Origin of the sequence: Methylorubrum sp. POS3, assembly GCF_043352485.1 — a bacterium.
Lineage (GTDB): Bacteria > Pseudomonadota > Alphaproteobacteria > Rhizobiales > Beijerinckiaceae > Methylobacterium > Methylobacterium suomiense.
The window spans coordinates 997,807-1,012,887 of sequence record NZ_JAPRBT010000001.1 but is presented as its reverse complement, the minus strand read 5'-3'; the positions used below and the strand labels follow the sequence as shown (position 1 = coordinate 1,012,887).

General features: G+C 68.4%; 12 protein-coding genes and 1 tRNA gene. 8 read left to right on the top strand and 5 right to left on the bottom strand.

Features of this window, described 5'->3' with window-relative positions:
- Nucleotides 1-10 precede the first annotated feature (10 nt).
- The 6 genes from OWC43_RS04785 to OWC43_RS04760 all read left to right on the top strand — a co-directional run bounded on the left by OWC43_RS04785 (nucleotide 11) and on the right by OWC43_RS04760 (nucleotide 5,379).
- Nucleotides 11-943: an amino acid--[acyl-carrier-protein] ligase gene (locus OWC43_RS04785; RefSeq protein WP_393955893.1), complete on the top strand. Its 933-nt coding sequence runs from the start codon at nucleotides 11-13 to the stop codon at nucleotides 941-943.
- Nucleotides 944-952: 9 nt separating this feature from the next.
- Complete coding sequence (locus OWC43_RS04780; protein ID WP_393955892.1) at nucleotides 953-1,888, top strand: alpha/beta hydrolase; 936 nt, start codon at nucleotides 953-955, stop codon at nucleotides 1,886-1,888.
- Nucleotides 1,889-1,911: 23 nt separating this feature from the next.
- The gene (locus OWC43_RS04775) at nucleotides 1,912-2,169 is read left to right on the top strand and encodes an acyl carrier protein (RefSeq protein WP_137830731.1); all 258 of its coding nucleotides are present in this window, start codon (nucleotides 1,912-1,914) and stop codon (nucleotides 2,167-2,169) included.
- A gap of 5 nt (nucleotides 2,170-2,174) precedes the next feature.
- Nucleotides 2,175-3,551, top strand: coding sequence for a class I adenylate-forming enzyme family protein (locus tag OWC43_RS04770; protein WP_393955891.1), 1,377 nt, complete (start codon nucleotides 2,175-2,177; stop codon nucleotides 3,549-3,551).
- On the top strand, nucleotides 3,548-4,291 hold the full coding sequence (locus OWC43_RS04765; protein ID WP_137830733.1) for an SDR family NAD(P)-dependent oxidoreductase: 744 nt from the start codon (nucleotides 3,548-3,550) through the stop codon (nucleotides 4,289-4,291). Before OWC43_RS04770 ends, OWC43_RS04765 begins: the two co-directional genes overlap by 4 nt.
- 134 nt (nucleotides 4,292-4,425) lie before the next feature.
- Nucleotides 4,426-5,379, top strand: coding sequence for a hypothetical protein (locus OWC43_RS04760; RefSeq protein ID WP_393955890.1), 954 nt, complete (start codon nucleotides 4,426-4,428; stop codon nucleotides 5,377-5,379).
- A 213-nt stretch (nucleotides 5,380-5,592) separates the two neighbouring features.
- Here OWC43_RS04760 and OWC43_RS04755 read toward each other — a convergent pair whose 3' ends face one another.
- Together OWC43_RS04755 and OWC43_RS04750 are read right to left on the bottom strand one after the other, a co-directional pair.
- On the bottom strand, nucleotides 5,593-6,789 hold the full coding sequence (locus OWC43_RS04755; protein WP_393955889.1) for an O-antigen ligase family protein: 1,197 nt from the start codon (nucleotides 6,787-6,789) through the stop codon (nucleotides 5,593-5,595).
- Nucleotides 6,790-6,804: 15 nt separating this feature from the next.
- The gene (locus OWC43_RS04750) at nucleotides 6,805-8,259 is read right to left on the bottom strand and encodes a GumC family protein (protein ID WP_393955888.1); all 1,455 of its coding nucleotides are present in this window, start codon (nucleotides 8,257-8,259) and stop codon (nucleotides 6,805-6,807) included.
- A 463-nt stretch (nucleotides 8,260-8,722) separates the two neighbouring features.
- Here OWC43_RS04750 and OWC43_RS04745 point away from each other — a divergent pair, with 463 nt between their 5' ends.
- Nucleotides 8,723-10,759: a right-handed parallel beta-helix repeat-containing protein gene (locus OWC43_RS04745; RefSeq protein ID WP_393955887.1), complete on the top strand. Its 2,037-nt coding sequence runs from the start codon at nucleotides 8,723-8,725 to the stop codon at nucleotides 10,757-10,759.
- 28 nt (nucleotides 10,760-10,787) lie between these two features.
- Here the strand turns inward: OWC43_RS04745 and OWC43_RS04740 are convergent, their stop codons facing one another.
- Together OWC43_RS04740 and OWC43_RS04735 are read right to left on the bottom strand one after the other, a co-directional pair.
- A complete protein-coding gene (locus tag OWC43_RS04740) occupies nucleotides 10,788-11,918 on the bottom strand; it encodes a glycosyltransferase (protein WP_393955886.1) in 1,131 nt (376 codons plus the stop codon).
- Between the two features lie 4 nt (nucleotides 11,919-11,922).
- Nucleotides 11,923-12,720, bottom strand: a complete 798-nt coding sequence (locus tag OWC43_RS04735; protein ID WP_393958493.1) for a polysaccharide deacetylase family protein — start codon at nucleotides 12,718-12,720, stop codon at nucleotides 11,923-11,925.
- A gap of 260 nt (nucleotides 12,721-12,980) precedes the next feature.
- On the opposite strand from OWC43_RS04735, the gene OWC43_RS04730 reads away from it, so the two are divergent.
- Entirely contained in the window at nucleotides 12,981-14,393 is a 1,413-nt protein-coding gene (locus tag OWC43_RS04730) for a lipopolysaccharide biosynthesis protein (RefSeq protein WP_393955885.1), read from the top strand.
- A 499-nt stretch (nucleotides 14,394-14,892) separates the two neighbouring features.
- Here the strand turns inward: OWC43_RS04730 and OWC43_RS04725 are convergent.
- A tRNA-Met gene (locus OWC43_RS04725) sits at nucleotides 14,893-14,969 on the bottom strand.
- Nucleotides 14,970-15,081: the final 112 nt, after the last annotated feature.

Below are 15,081 nucleotides of genomic sequence, written 5' to 3'. Positions count from 1 at the left end.
GTTTCCCGCCATGAACATGCCCGTGATGAACGCGCCGGCCGCCCCGCCCGCGACCGATCCGCTCGATTCCCTGTTCGACGCGATGTTCAAGCCGATGAACGCGCTGGGCGTCTATGCCCGCACCGGCGCCTACGAGTCGGTGGTCGAGGCGCTCGCCGCCTTCATCTCGGCCCGCCGCGACGAGGGCACGGAGGTGTTCCGCTTCCCGCCGGTGATGAGCCGCGCCCATCTCGAGCGCCACGGCTACCTCAAGAGCTTTCCGAATCTCCTGGGCTGCGTCTCCTGCCTGGAAGGCTCGGAAACCGAGATCCGCAGCTATGCCGACCGTCATCTCGCGGGCGGCGACTGGACCGAAGGCCTCGAGACCGCCGATCTCGTGCTGACGCCGGCCGCCTGCTATCCCGTCTACCCGATCGCCGCCGCGCGCGGACCGGTGCCGGAGAGCGGCTACCGCTTCGACGTCGCCTGCGACTGCTTCCGCCGCGAGCCCTCGCGCCATCTCGACCGGCTGCAATCCTTCCGGATGCGCGAATACGTCCGGATCGGCACGCCGGAGCAGATCGTCGCCTTCCGCGAGAGCTGGATCAAGACCGCCACCGCCATGGCCGACGAACTCGGCCTGACCTACACGGTCGAGACCGCGAGCGATCCGTTCTTCGGACGCCTCGGCCAGATCATGGCCTTCAGCCAGCTGGAGCAGGCGCTCAAGTTCGAGCTGCTGATTCCGCTGCGGGGTGCCGCTGCCGGCACCGCCTGCATGAGCTTCAACTATCACCGCGAGCATTTCGGCACGACCTGGGGCCTCCATCTCGCCGACGGCGAGCCCGCCCATACCGGCTGCGTCGCGTTCGGGATGGACCGCTTGGCGGTCGCGATGTTCGCCACCCACGGCGAGACCATCGCCGACTGGCCGGACTCGATCCGTGCTGCGCTGAAGCTCTGAGCGATCGCGATGGCCCTCGACCCCCATGTCAGCCGTTTCCTCGACATGATGGCGCTCGGGGGCTCGAACGGCATCGATCTCGCCGCCCGTCGCGAGGGCCTGCGCGGACTCTCGCGGCTCGCCGCCGCCGGCCTCGCGACGGGGCCGATTGCGACCCGCGACCTCACCATGCCGGGCCCCGGCGGCGCCCTGTCCCTTCGCCTCTACACGCCGGAGGGCGAGAAGCCGGGCCCCGGCCTCGTCTTCCTGCACGGCGGCGGCCTCGTCACCGGCGATCTCGACACCCACGACGCCCTGTGCCGCACCCTGTGCGATGCGGGCCGGATGCGGGTGGTGGCCGTCGATTATCGGCTCGCCCCGGAACACCCGTTTCCGGCGGCGCTCGACGACGCGCTCGCCGCGACCCGCTGGGTGACGGAGCATGCGGACGAGGTCGGCATCGATCCGGCCCGGCTCGCCGTCGGCGGTGAATCCGCCGGGGCGGGACTCGCCGCCCGTATCTGTCAGGAGCTGCGCGAAACCGGGCAACGTCCGGCGGCGCAGCTGCTGATCTGCCCGGTCCTCGACGTGCACGGCATGGGCGCCTCGCGCCGGGATTTCGCCCGCGGCTATTTTCTCGACGAGGCGACGATCCAGGGCGATCTCCTCGCCTGCGGACCGAAAGCCCTGCCGAACGCGCGATTCTGCCCGCTGCGCGAAGAGGATCTGACGGGCCTGCCGCCGGCTCATCTCCACACCGCCGAGTACGATCCGGTGCGCGACGACGGCGAAGCGTACGCCGAGCGGCTGACCCGCGCGGACGTGCCGGTCGTCCATGCCCGGCATGACGGCATGATCCACTTCTTCTACGGCCTCGGGCGCCTCGTGCCCCGCTCCCGGCCGATCCTCTCCGACATCGCGCGCGGTTTTTCGGATGCGCTGCGCGCGCCCCTTCCAAACGCCTGACCGTTCGACCCGTGGAGTTCCCCATGTCCCTGCGTTCCACCATCCACGCCGAGATCGCCGCCGTCGCTGCCGAGCAGGAGAAGCGGATGCCGCCGATCACCGACGATCTCGTGATGCTGGAGACCGAGTTCGATTCGCTCTGCTTCGCCCTCCTGGTTGCTCGGATGGAGGACCTGACAGGCGCCGATCCGTTCTCCGAGATGGAGGCGGACGACCTGCCCGTGACGGTCGGCGACCTCGTCGCCCTCTACGACCGCGCGGCGGCCAAGCTGGCGGCCTGACCGCCATGATCCTGCGCGAGAGACTCTTTCGGAGTTGCGGGCTCGAAGGCCTGTTCCTGTCCGACCATCGCGAGCACAGACATCTCGCCGGGATCATCGGCGGCCCGCGGGACACATCGGTGAGCGAGCAACTCGCCGGCAAGCGCGTGCTGCTCGCGGTCGGTGGGCAGATGGCGGCGGCCCGCGCTATGCTGGCCCTCGACGGCCTCGTCGCGCGCCTCGCCCTGGTGCCCCCGGGCCTCGCGCCGGAACACGTCGCCCGCATCGCGACGGATTCGGACGCCGAGATCGCCGTCTGCGATGCCGAGGGACTGCCCGACGACGCCCTGCCGGGTCTGCCCCGCATCGATGTCGAGGCCGCGTCCAGGGCCTCCTTCGAGGCCACGGCCGGGACGGGACGGGAGACGGAGTGGGCGCTCGCCACCTCCGGCACCACCGGCGCCCCGAAGCTCGTCGCCCACACCCTCGAAGGGCTGGCCGGCGGCATCAACACAGCCGCCACGCCGGAGCCCGGCACGGTCTGGTCGACCTTCTACGACATCCGCCGCTACGGCGGCCTCCAGGTCTTCCTCCGCGCGATGCTGGCTCCGGCCTCGCTCGTGCTGTCGGACCGGCACGAGACCGTACGCGACTTTCTGGTTCGCGCCGGGGATGCGGGCGTCACCCACATCCTGGGTACGCCCTCGCACTGGCGGCTCGCCCTGATGAGCAACGCCCTGAGCCGGCTCTCGCCGCGCTACGTGCGCCTCTCCGGCGAAATCGCCGACCAGACCGTTCTCGATCTCCTGCGCGCCGCCTTCCCCGACGCGCGGATGGCCCACGCCTATGCCTCGACCGAGGGCGGCGTCGGATTCACCGTCGAGGACGGATGCGAAGGCTTCCCGGCCTCGCTGATCGGCACGCGCGCCGGTATCGAGATCGCGGTGCGGGACGACGCCCTCTACGTGCGCTCGAACCGCACCGGCCGGCGCTATCTCGGCGCCGCGCCCGAGCCCCTGATGGCCGAGGACGGATTCGTGGATACAGGCGACCTCGTCGAGCGGCGGGGCGACCGCTTCCACTTCCTCGGACGGCGCAGCGGCGTCATCAATGTCGGCGGTGCCAAGGTGCAGCCCGAAGAGGTCGAGGCCGTCGTCAACCTGCACGCCAGCGTGTCGATGTCCCGGGTGCGGGCGCGGCCCAACCCCATCCTCGGGGCGGTGGTCGAGGCCGAAGTGGTTCTGCGCGCCGGCACCGACGCCGCCGACCCGGCTGCCCTGAAGAAGGCGATCATCGCCCATTGCCGCCCGCGCCTCTCCGGCCACAAGGTGCCGGCGAGCGTGCGCTTCGTCGACGATCTGCCGCTCACCTCGGGCGGCAAGCTGGTGCGGAGGATGCCGTGAGCGAGATCCGAGAAGGCCGCCTCGTCGTCGTCACCGGGGCGAGCCGGGGATTGGGTCTCGCCATGGCCTCGACGCTCGCGGCGGAAGGCTATCGCGTGGTCGGCTTGGCCCGGCGCCCAAGCGAAGCTCTGGAAGCAGCCTGCGAGGCCGCCCCGTTCGGCGCGATCCAATTCATGCCCGCCGATCTCGGCGAGATCGACGCGCTCCAGGCCCTCGTCCAGCGGATCAAGGCGGAGCACGGACCGGTCTACGGCCTCGTGAACAACGCCGCCATCGGCACGCCCGGCCTGCTGACCACCATGCCGGCGAGCAAGATCACCGAACTCGTCCACCTCAACACCGTGGCCCCGATGGTGCTGACCAAGTACCTCGCCCGCGGGATGATGACGGCGGGCGCGGGCCGCATCGTGAATGTGAGCTCGATCATCGCCTTCACCGGCTACAACGCGCTCTCGGTCTACGCCGCCACCAAGGCGTCGATGATCGGCTTCACGAAATCCCTCGCCCGCGAGGTCGGACGTCTCGGCGTCACGGTGAACGCGGTGGCGCCGGGCTTCATCGAGACGGCCCTGACCGATGGCATGGACGAGGCCGAGCGCGGTCGGGTGGCCAATCGCAGCGCCCTCAAGCGCCTCGCCGAACCGCAGGATGTGGCCGACGCCGTCGCGTATCTGATGTCGGACAAGGCCCGCAACATCACCGGCACCGTGCTGACGATCGACGCCGGCAGCACGGCTTGATCCGGTCCGATCCCCCCTCTCCCGCCCTTCGCCAAGACCCAGCCCACCCGCCGACCTGACCCCCGATCCGAACGGACGCCGCCCCGCATCCGGCCCTGGGTCCCAAGCTCAGCGAAGCTCCGAGAGTGTCGCCGATGTTAGCCCTGTCCGAATCCCACGAAGTCCCCGTCTTCTCCGGATCCGATCCGGCCCCGGCCGCGCCGAAGCCCGAACGCGCCAAGACCCGCTGCCGGATCATCGAGGAGAGCGATCTCGATGCGGTGATCGGGCTGCTGCGGGCCGGCTTCGCCGACCGCTCGGAGGCTTACTGGCGCAACGGGCTCGCCCATCACCGCGCCCAGCCCCTGCCGGACGGCGTGCCGCGCTACGGCTACCTGATGGAACGGGACGGCGAGGCCGTCGGCGTGCTGCTCGCGCTCTATCGGGTGATCGAGGACGAAGCCGGGACGCATCTGCGCTGCAATCTGTCGAGCTGGTACGTGAAGCCGGAATACCGATCGCTCGGCACCCTGCTCGACGGCTTCGCCATGCGCGACCGCTCGGTGACCTACGTCAACGTTTCGCCCGCGCCGCAGACCTGGGCGATGCACAAGGCGCGCGGATTCAAGACGATCTGCGCCGGCCAGATGCTGGCCGTGCCGCTGCTCGGCCGACATCGGGGCCGGGCACGCGCCGTCTCGCCCGCGACCCTGGCGCTGCTCCCCCCGGCGGAGGCGCGGCTCGTCGCCGATCACGTCTCTTACGGATGCCTCGGACTCGTCTGGTCGCACGGGCCGGTGGCGGGCGCGCTGCTGTTCCAGCGACGCGCTATCAAGGTGCTGCCGGGCCGGTTCGCGTGGCTGCGCTTCCCCGGGCTTCAGCTCGTCTACCACTCGCCGAATCTCGATCTTGCCGCCTGCCTTGGGGCGGTCGGTCGGCACCTGATGCTGCGCCGGGGGATGCCATGGTTCGTCCTCGACGCGCTGGAGCGGTGCGCCGACATTCCCGGCCGCTACTTTCCCGGCCGCGCCCCGAAATTCGCCCGCGGCCCCAACCCGCCGGTGGCGGGCGACCTGTCCTACACGGAGATCGTTCTGTTCGGGGCATGAGGCGGAGCGCCCTCTGCTCGATCGGCTCGAACCCCTCCTTCGCACGGCGAGGGAGGGGTTTTTCGTCGGACCGGACTGCGGCGAGAAGGGACGCGACGGGCACCCCTGCGCTCGCCATCGACGCCTCGTTCCATCGGGCGCGGCTGCTCGAATGCCGAGAGAAGTCGCCGCGCAGGAGGCGCGGAGAGATCGCCCCCGGGAAGCGTCGGTTCCCTAATTCGGTGCCGCGACCGGTGGGTGGCGATGGGTGGACCAGCGCAGCGGCGCGGTGGCCGCAAGCGGCATGGACGCGGCGGCGCGCAGCACGACCAGCACGATGACGTGGTGGAAGGTGTAGATCAGCGAGTTGTCCGTGGTCATCACGATGGCGGTGTAGAGGTAGATCAGAATTCCGAACGGGCTGCCCGCAAACATCCGCAGCAGGATGAGGTGGAACAGCACGAAGCCGAACGCGCCGTAATCGACGAAGATCTTGAGCCAGTCGTTGTGCGGATTGCTCGCATGGTCGTCAGCGGTCTGCACGATGGTGTCGGCCGAGCCGGGCCCGTGCCCGAACAGCAGCTTGGCCATCGGCGCGGCCTCGACCTCGCGCCAGATCGCGACGGAGAACTCGAACCGCCCGAGCGACAGGCTGTTGGCGGAGACATTCTCGCCGCCGACGAATTTTGCGCCGTACTCGAACAGCTGCATCGAGAACAGGGAGCTGAGCGAGAGCAGGATCACCAGTAGGATCGCCAGCGCCCGACGCCGCCGGGCGAGTCCAAAGGTGACGATTGCCCACTCGAAGGCCAGCACGGCGATCACCGCCATGATCGCGATGCGCTTGTAGGCCGCGAAGAACAGGATCCCCGTCACCAGCCCGAAGACGAGACGCCGCGTGCGGAAGGCGTAGAGGACGATGACCCCAAGCGGGAACGCCATCACCGATTCGAGAATGCCGTCGGAGGCGAGGATATCGACGTTCAGGCTGATCCCCTCCTGAAGGGCCTCGATCAGCATGCAGGCGAAGCAGGTGGCGGCGACGATCATCACCTCACGATGCGTGGCGGACCACGCCACCGAGAACATCATCAGGTACGTGCCGATGATCAGGAGGTCGCGGACGAGGAAGGGATTGCTGCTGCGGCCGGCCAGGATCGCGGCGCCCGCAGCCAGCACGTACAGGCCGACGGCCTGCGCGCCGGGCGGATGGAACGGCACGACGAGGTTCCGCAGCAGCGCCTGAAACGCGATGCAGAAGAACGGCAGCAGGTAGAGGATGTACTTCATCTGACCGCCGCCCTCGGCGTCGATGCTGCTGAACCGCCACACCACGAGAACGACCGCGATGAGGAGCGCGGTCCAGAAACCGATCCGAGGGTCGTCGGGCAGGGCCCGATTTTGAAGGGCCGGATTCTGAATTGCGCTCACGCGGGCACCCTGTTCTCAGGCCGACTGGAACGTCGACGCCCGACGGTTGGGCTCTCTCAGCGGTGCGGGGGTAGAGAGCATGTCCCGCAGCCAGACGAACAGGACACCGAGGCCGAGGCCGGCCACGATCGCACCGACCAGGAGGAAGGCCAGGGGCAGGTTCATGGCCTCGCGGGGCGGGACCGCGCGGGAGATGACGCGCAGGTTGGCGCTGTCGATCGCCTGCTGTTCGCCGACCTCCTTGGTTCGACGCAGGAAGGATTCGTAGACGCCGCGGCTGCTTTCCGCCTCGCGCTCCAATTCGCGCAACCGCACGAAGGCCCGGTTCGTCGTGAGGGCTTCGCCCTTCAGGGACTCGACATCGCGCGCCAGCGCGATCTCCTTCGACTTGGATCGCTGGTAATCGACCCATGCGGCGCGGGCGATCCGGTCGAGCTCCTCCTTGATCTGGGTGCGGACCGTGCGGGCCTGCGCCTCCAGGGTGATGACGTCGGGATGGCGTGCGCCGAGCAGCGTCATCACGTCGGATTGGCGACGCTTGAGCTCGAGATACTGACCGCGCATCTGGCCGATCGTCGGCGATTGAACCGCCTCGCTGATCGCCGCCGGATCGGCGCCTCTGCGGCGGGCGCTCTCGATGAGATCGGTGCGGGCCTTCAGCTCGGCCGAACGACCGCGGGCGGCGCCGAGCTGCGTGTTCAGTTCGAGAAGCTGCTGCTCGTTGATGAGACGGCCGGACGCGCCGATGATGTTGTTCTCGGCCTTGTAGGTCTCGACCTTCTCCTCCGCGCCGCGAACCTGATTGCGCAGTTCGGCGAGGCGGCCCGACAGGGACTGCTCGACGCGCTTGGCGACGTCGTTGCGGGCGGCCAGGTCGCTTTCGAGATACGCGGTGGCGAGGGCGTTGGCGAGATGGGCCGCCTTCGCCGCGGTCGAGGCCTCGAAGAAGATATCGATGATGTAGGAACGCTCCGTGCGGCGGACGCTGACGCGGCGCTGAACGGTCCGCAGGGCGCGCAGCATCGGATCCTCGCGGGTCTCGGTGACGCCGAGCATTCGATTGATGCCGCCGAGGACCTGGGAGACGAGGCCGGACGGCTCGATGAATTCCGGATCGTTCTGCAGGTTCTCCCGGGCGATCAGATCGCGCAGGACCCGCTCGGAGGTGATGACCCGCAACTGGCTCTCGACGAGCGGGAGGCTCGCCTCGCCGCTCTGCGCGCCCGGCGAGAGTTCCTTGTCGATGATCTGGAGCCCGCGCGGATCGATCAGCAGCTGCGTGCTCGCCTGGAAGCGCAGGGGGATGAGCGGGTAGACCATCAGGACGAGCAGGACGGCCGAGATCGCCGGCAGCAGGATCCAGACTTTCTGCCGCCTGAGATTGGTGAACAGGGCGCGCAGATCGAGCACGGGGGCGGAGGGACCGAACGGCGCAGTCGCCTCGAACGAACCCGAGCTCTGATGAAACATCGGTCTCGGAGTATGCGCTGTCACTATCGTCTCCGCCGTCCAGAAAGAGAGGAATGGGACCGGCTTCCGTGTCGTTCGTCCCAGGATCCGCACGAAGGCGTCCCGTTTCGCGACATCGGCCTCCGATCGGGCCTTCTCGACCGGAATGGCAGCAAGAGCCGAACCAGCGGAGAGAATGTCCTTCCCGTTGCGCGCACGGACTCGTGTCTTTCTACGGATAGCGGAGCCCAATTACGTGTCTCATAAATTCGCAAATCTGACTTCGCCGCAAGTTGTGGATTACGGGTGTTCTCCACTCCTTTTAGACCGCAAGCCTTTTGGATGCGGTATCCGGACGCGGCCCTGACATTTCTGGACGGGTCTGTGCTGTATCGGCTTCCATCGAAAGCCAGCGGCAACCTTTCGGCTTAATGCTCATCGCATGAAGCCTCGCACTGTCGAGCCATCGTTTCGGAACGGGTTCATGCGGGCCAAATGGAGCGCCGGCATTGACGTGATGCGCGTCAGTCTTCTCGTCGGCTTGGCCAGTCTCGCATGGCCGGCAGAAGCGGCATCGACCGATGTCGCCGCGCGAACCCGCATCCTCAAGGTCGTCCCGGACGGTGCTCCGGCAATCGGCGAAGGCCGCTTCTCGACCTTGGCCGCAGCCCTCGCCAAGGCCGCCGAATGGCGGCGTCGGGACGGCTCGACGATCGTGGTCGAACTCGAGTCCGGCCTCCATCGGCTCGATCAACCGGTTCGGATCGGCCCCGAATTGTCCGGGACGGCCGATCGACCGCTCGTGATCCGCGGCGCCGCCGACGGCTCGTCCCGGCTCACCGGCAGTCGCGCGCTGCGTTCCGCGTCACTCCCGCCGGATCTTCTGGCCCGCCTCCCGCCGGCTGCCCGCGACAAGGTGCGGGCCTATCGACTGCCCGACCGGATCGCCGGCGAACCGCAGTTCCGCGAACCGAAGATGCTGAACGATCCGGCCCCCCTGGTGACCGAGGTGTTCGATGGGATCGGGGCCCTGCAGCCGGCGCGATGGCCGAACCAGGGCTATGCCGATGTCGTGCTCGGCGGCCGTTCGGACCGCACCGGCTTCGTCTTCAAGGCCCCGTCCGGATGCGCCTGGGACCAGGAGCCCGAGCTCTGGGCCGAGGGCTTCTGGCAATGGGACTGGTTGCTGGAGACGATCCCGGTCGAGCGAGCGGGCCCACGCGGTGGCCGGATCGGACTCGCCCAAATTCCCTACGAGGGCGAGCGCCCCGGCGGTCGCGCGGCTTTGCTGCATGCCCTGTGCGAACTCGATGCACCAGGCGAGTGGTGGCGGGATCGCAAGCGGGGCCTGCTGCTCGTATGGCCCCGCGAGGGCAAGGTCGATCTCGAAATCGGCCTGGCCGAGACTCTGCTGCGGATCGAGAACGCGCGACATCTGCGCGTGGAGAACCTGCAATTCGAGCGGGCACGGCGTGACCTCGTGACGGTGACCGGCGGTTCCGACATCACGATCAGCCGCAGCACCTTCGCCTGGGGCGCAGGACGGGCCGCCGTATTCGAGAACGTGGCCGGAGGCGGCATCACGGAGAGCGTGATCCGCGATATCGGCGCGACGGCTGTGCGCTTGTCCGGGGGTGACCGGGTCCGGCTCCTGCCCAGCGGACTGTTCGTGCGCAACACCCGACTCACGCGCTTCGCCCGCCTGTCGCAGACCCAAAACCCCGCCGTGCAGGCGGAGGGCGTCGGTGTTCAGGTGACCGGCAACCTGTTCCACGATGCGATCGGCTACGCGATCCATTTCCGCGGCAACGATCATCTCTTCGCGCGAAACGAAGTCGCCCGCCTGATGAACGGCCTGAGCGATTCCGGCGCAATCTATGCGGGACGGGACTGGACGGCGCGCGGGACTTCGATCCGAGACAATTACGTCCACGATATCGAGCCCGCACCCGGTTTCGAGGTGAAGGGTGTCTATCTCGACGACATGGCGAGCGGCTTCACGGTGGAGCGCAACCTGTTCGTCAATGTGCAGAAGCCGGTCTTCATCGGCGGCGGCAGCGACAACATCGTGTCCGACAATGTGTTCGTGAATTCGAGCCCCGCGATCAGCCTCGACTCGCGGGGTCAAACGTGGATGGAAGGCGCGGTCAACGATCCGCAATCGGAGATCCGCACGGCCTACGCGGCGATGCCCGTCACCTCGCCGCGCTGGCGCGAGCGCTTTCCGCGTCTCGCGACTCTTTTGACCAACGAACCCACGGTAGCCCGCGACAATCAGATCGTCGGCAATCTCTCTCTCAACAGCCGGCCGCTCTTCACCGAGCAGGAAGCCGATCCGCGCCGGCAGACGATCATGCTCAACAGCGAGGCCACCCAACCCGATCTGACGCGGGCGGTCACGGGCGACCCGCGCGCTCTGGCTGCCTTCCTCAAGGCGCGTCGGGTGTCCGTTCCCCTGTCGATCGAGGCGATGGCCCGCGCGTCCGGCCCCACCCAGCCGTCTCAGCCGACGCGCGACTGACGGCCGGGGCGGTCGCTTCGAGACGGCGTCAGGCTTTCAGGACGGCGCCCAGAGCTTCGACATATCCCTGCGCCGCCACATCCGCGGTAAAGCGCGGCAGCGCGCTGCGGGCCGCCTCGCGCAGGGCCGCGCGTCGTTCGGTGTTGTCGAGCAGGTCGAGGGTGCCCGTGACCCAGTCCTCGATATCGAGGGGGCGCACCTCGCCGCAAAGATGTCCTTCCAGAAGCTCGCGGGCGATGCCGGAATGGGGCGAGGCCAGCACCGGCGTTCCACTCTGCAAAGCCTCGTGCACGACGATGCCCCAGACATCGCCGCGGCTCGGGAACAGGAACAGGCGGGACGAGGCGTAGACCGCCGGCAGCGCGGCCTGCGTCAGGTAGCCGTCGAACTGCGCCTCGATCCCGGCTGCGGCCAAGCGCGCTTCCATCTCCGCCCGCAGGGGGCCGTCGCCGGCCACCCGCACCCGAAGGCGTCGGCCCCGCGCGGCGCAAGCGAGGATGACGTCGGTGAAGAAGCGCGCGCCCTTCACCTCCTCGTTGAGGATGCCGCAGAACAGGACATCGTAGGGCCGCTCGGCATCCGGCGGCGGCGGCCCCGCCGGCGACCAGGCCGGGAAGAGCGGGCTCGTGGCAAAACGCTCCGGCGCAACGCCGTAGAGGGCGAGGAGCCGGGCGCTGCCCAGGCTCGGGCCGATGCCGGCGCGGGCGCTGGCCACGATGGCCCGGCGCAGCCAGCGATGCGGAGCCGAGCGCTGCCCCGGATCGGTCTCGGGCACGCCGTCGGTCCGAATCAGATACGGGATGCGCCGGAGCTGGGCGAAGCCCGCCGCCATCAGCATCGTCGGCGAGAAATCGTTGAGCACCAGCGCCGCCGGGCGAAGCGCGGCGAGCCGCGTCACCACGGCGGGGTTCACATAGAGGTTGCGCACCGCGTCCCGGTGCCAGCGCAGGCCCGGCAGCACCTCGTGCCGGAACAGGCGCGGCGCCTCCACCACCCATTGCCGGGCACTTTCCCGCTTGGTGCAGGACAGGACATGGAGCGGCCTGTCGAGCCGTTCGGCCAGACGCTCGTAGAGGACATGGGTATAGGGCGCGAGCGCCCCGGTCACGATCACGACGGGTCGTCCGTCGCGCGCTCCTGCCGGCGGAAGAACGGGCACGCGCTCAGGCCGTCCCATCGATCGACCTTCCCCATTTCGCCCCGCCCAGCAGGGCTTCGAATTCGAACAGCGACCAATGCGGCTCCACGACGTGGCGCGGCATCAGGAACAGATCCTCGGCGCTGCGGGTATGGCCCCGGCGGGTGGTGAAGAAAGTGCGGAAACCCGCCTCCCGCACCAGGGCCGGATCGCGCGAGGGATCGAAATCATGTACCGCCACGCCCCAAGGGCAGGCGAAGTGCTCGACCGGCCGACCGGTTAGGGCGGAGAGCTGGTGGCGGGAGCGGGCCAGGTCGGCGGCGATCTCCTCCGCATTAAGGCCGCTCAGGCGCAGATGACGCGAACCGTGCGAGCCGATCTGGAGGCCAGCGTCCAGCCACGCCGCCACGTCGGCGCGATTCATATAAAGACGCTCGCCGGGCTGCTGAGGCGGCGCATCGATCCAGTCGCTGACGAGGAAGACGATGGCCGGCACGCCCAAGGCGGTCAGCACCGGCATCGCCACATCGCGATTGTCGGCATAGCCGTCGTCGAACGAGATCAGAAAGGCCCGGTCGCGGGCGGGCCAACCGGCGGCGAGCCGCTCGCAAGCCGTATCGGCGTCGATGAAATCGCCGTGCGCGGAGAGGTGGCGGAGTTGGTCGGCGAAACGCCCCTGAAGCGATGCCGGTATCTGATGATAGCAGAGTGTATAGAGTCCAGGCTCCGCGCAAGCGAGCGACCGCAGTAGAGAGCCGCCGCGAAGGGCCAATTCACGCAGGCCCGGCGTATCGCGCAATGTGGTTTTGACCCAGTGATACATGCTCACCTCGCCGTACCATCTCCCTTACATTGTTTCGGTTCATTTCTGCAGACAGCCGCAAGCCGGTTTAACCTCAAGTGGTTAACTCAGCAATAAATGTCTGCATTGATCTCTTTGGCTCTGGATGATTGTATCCGTTGGCCCATAGATTGCCCCGGATCGGCCACGTACGCAGCATCTGTCCCTCACCGGGACAGGCGAAGAGAAGCGATGTTCATGACGGGTCATTGGACGATCTCGCCCCCGGGCGTCGAACCCGGATGGCACAGACCGACCCGGCCGCGGACAGCCGGATGGCCAAGGGTCTCGACCGTCACGGCCGCATCCCCCCCAGTTTCCCTCTGAGCGGGGCGCATCCCATGCACGACACCGCGATCCTTCCGCTCAGTCTGCGCCTGCGCCAACGCGCCGGCCAATTCGCCCGCCGACCGCCGGCCGCCCTCGTCTCGCTCGCCGATCAAGGCCTCGTCAGCGGCTTCGGATTCATCAGCGGCATCGCCGCCGCGCGCCTTCTCGGCATCGTCGAGTTCGGGCATTTCGCGATGATCCTGATCGTGATCTCCTTTGCCCAGGGGCTGCACAACGCCCTCATCACGGCACCGATGATGACACTGGCCGGTGCCCGCGGTTCGATCTCCCGCGTCTACGGCGCCAATATCCTGATCGCCGCCTTTCTGCTCTCGGTTCCCGGCGCGGTCTTCGTGGTCTTCGCCCTGATGCTGAGCGGTCAGATGACCCCTGCGGCCCTGACCGCCGCCTGCGCGCTGATGTTCACGCAGAACCTGCAATTCACCCTGCGCCGTCTCCTGTTCGCACGGGGCAAGGGCGTGCGGGCGCTGTTCATGGATCTCGCGCGGGCGGCGAGTTTCCCGCTCGCGGCCGGGTTCATCTGGCTCCAGCACGGAGCCGTCGGGGTCAACGGCTATGTCGGAATGCTGGCGCTGACCTCGCTCGTCACGAGCCTGCCCTTCATCATCGCGGTCGGGCGCCCCCTCCTGCGCGCGCCGTCCTCGGTGCAACTCGGAGCGGTCAGCCGGCGTCACACTCCCATCGCGCGCTGGCTTCTGCCGATCGTGTTCGTCACCTTCGCCCAGGAGCAGGTGGTGTGGATGGTGGCGGGCTCCACCCTCGGCCTCGACGCCCTCGGGGGGTTGCGGGCGGCGCAGTACCTCGTCGGCACGGTGCTGATCCTGCTCAGCGCCACCGAGAACGTCCTGCCGGTCCGCGCCGCCCGTGCGCACAGCGAGGGCGGCGAGGAAGCGCTGCGTTCCTATCTGGTGAGCGCCGGCATCCGTCTCGGCGCACCGATCGTGGCCATCCTGGCGCTTCTCGCCGGCCCCGCCGAGTTGTGGCTGACCCTGATCTTCGGATCGGAATTCGCGGCCTATGCCGGTTGCCTGCGGATCCTCTCGGTCGGGGTGCTGGTGATCCTCGTGCGAGACCTCGCGGCCCATTACTTCCGGGCCAAGCACAACACCCGCGTCATCTTCGAATCCCTCGGGGTGAGCATGGTGGTTTCGCTCGCCGTCGTGGTGCCGCTGATGAACCATGCCGGCGTCACGGGCGCGGCCGCGGCCGTCACCGCGGGCCATATCGCCTCGCTCATCTACCTCGCGGCGGCGATGCGCTGGCAATCCCGCCCGATGATGACGTGGCTGGCCCGAGCCCGCTGACGGAGATCGCCCGGAGCGGTCCAGCCGCTCCGGGTTCCGTCGCACCGCGACACAGCGGGCAGTGGTTCAGTACCATCACGGCCCGTTTCGCTGGAAACTGGAATGCTTCGAGCCCTGCCGACATGTTGGCAGGGCTTTCTCATGTCGACGCGATGCCGGTCCGTATCCTGACGAAGCGAAGCAGCCCATCCGGGCTCATCTCGGTGCGGCCCTGCCTTCGGTGGCCACAGGGGCGGTGGGAACGAGGCTGGTCACCCAACGTGATCTGAGGGCCCAGACGCCCCCACACGAACAGAGTGTCCGTGGGCCTCCGAGCGCCCTCCCCTGCCCTCCCGGATCGCCGCGCCGCGTCACTGGCACTGGACCGGCAAAAGCCCGCCGAACCGCTCACCACAGCGTCGGGGCGTCCCGGCATGACGATCCATACCCCTGAACGCGCCAAGGCCCGCGCTGTGGGGGCGCGGGCCTTGGCGTGTCGGTTCGGTGATGGTGTTGTGTTTGGTTGCGGGGGCTGGATTTGAACCAGCGACCTTCAGGTTATGAGCCTGACGAGCTACCGGGCTGCTCCACCCCGCGGAAGGTATGTGTGGGTCGGGCCGGGTCGGCGTGAGCGTCGGGGCCGGATCGGATCGATCGAGGGAATGTGGGGGGCACCGCGGTGGGCGGTGAGGTGTGACGCGTCGTGCGC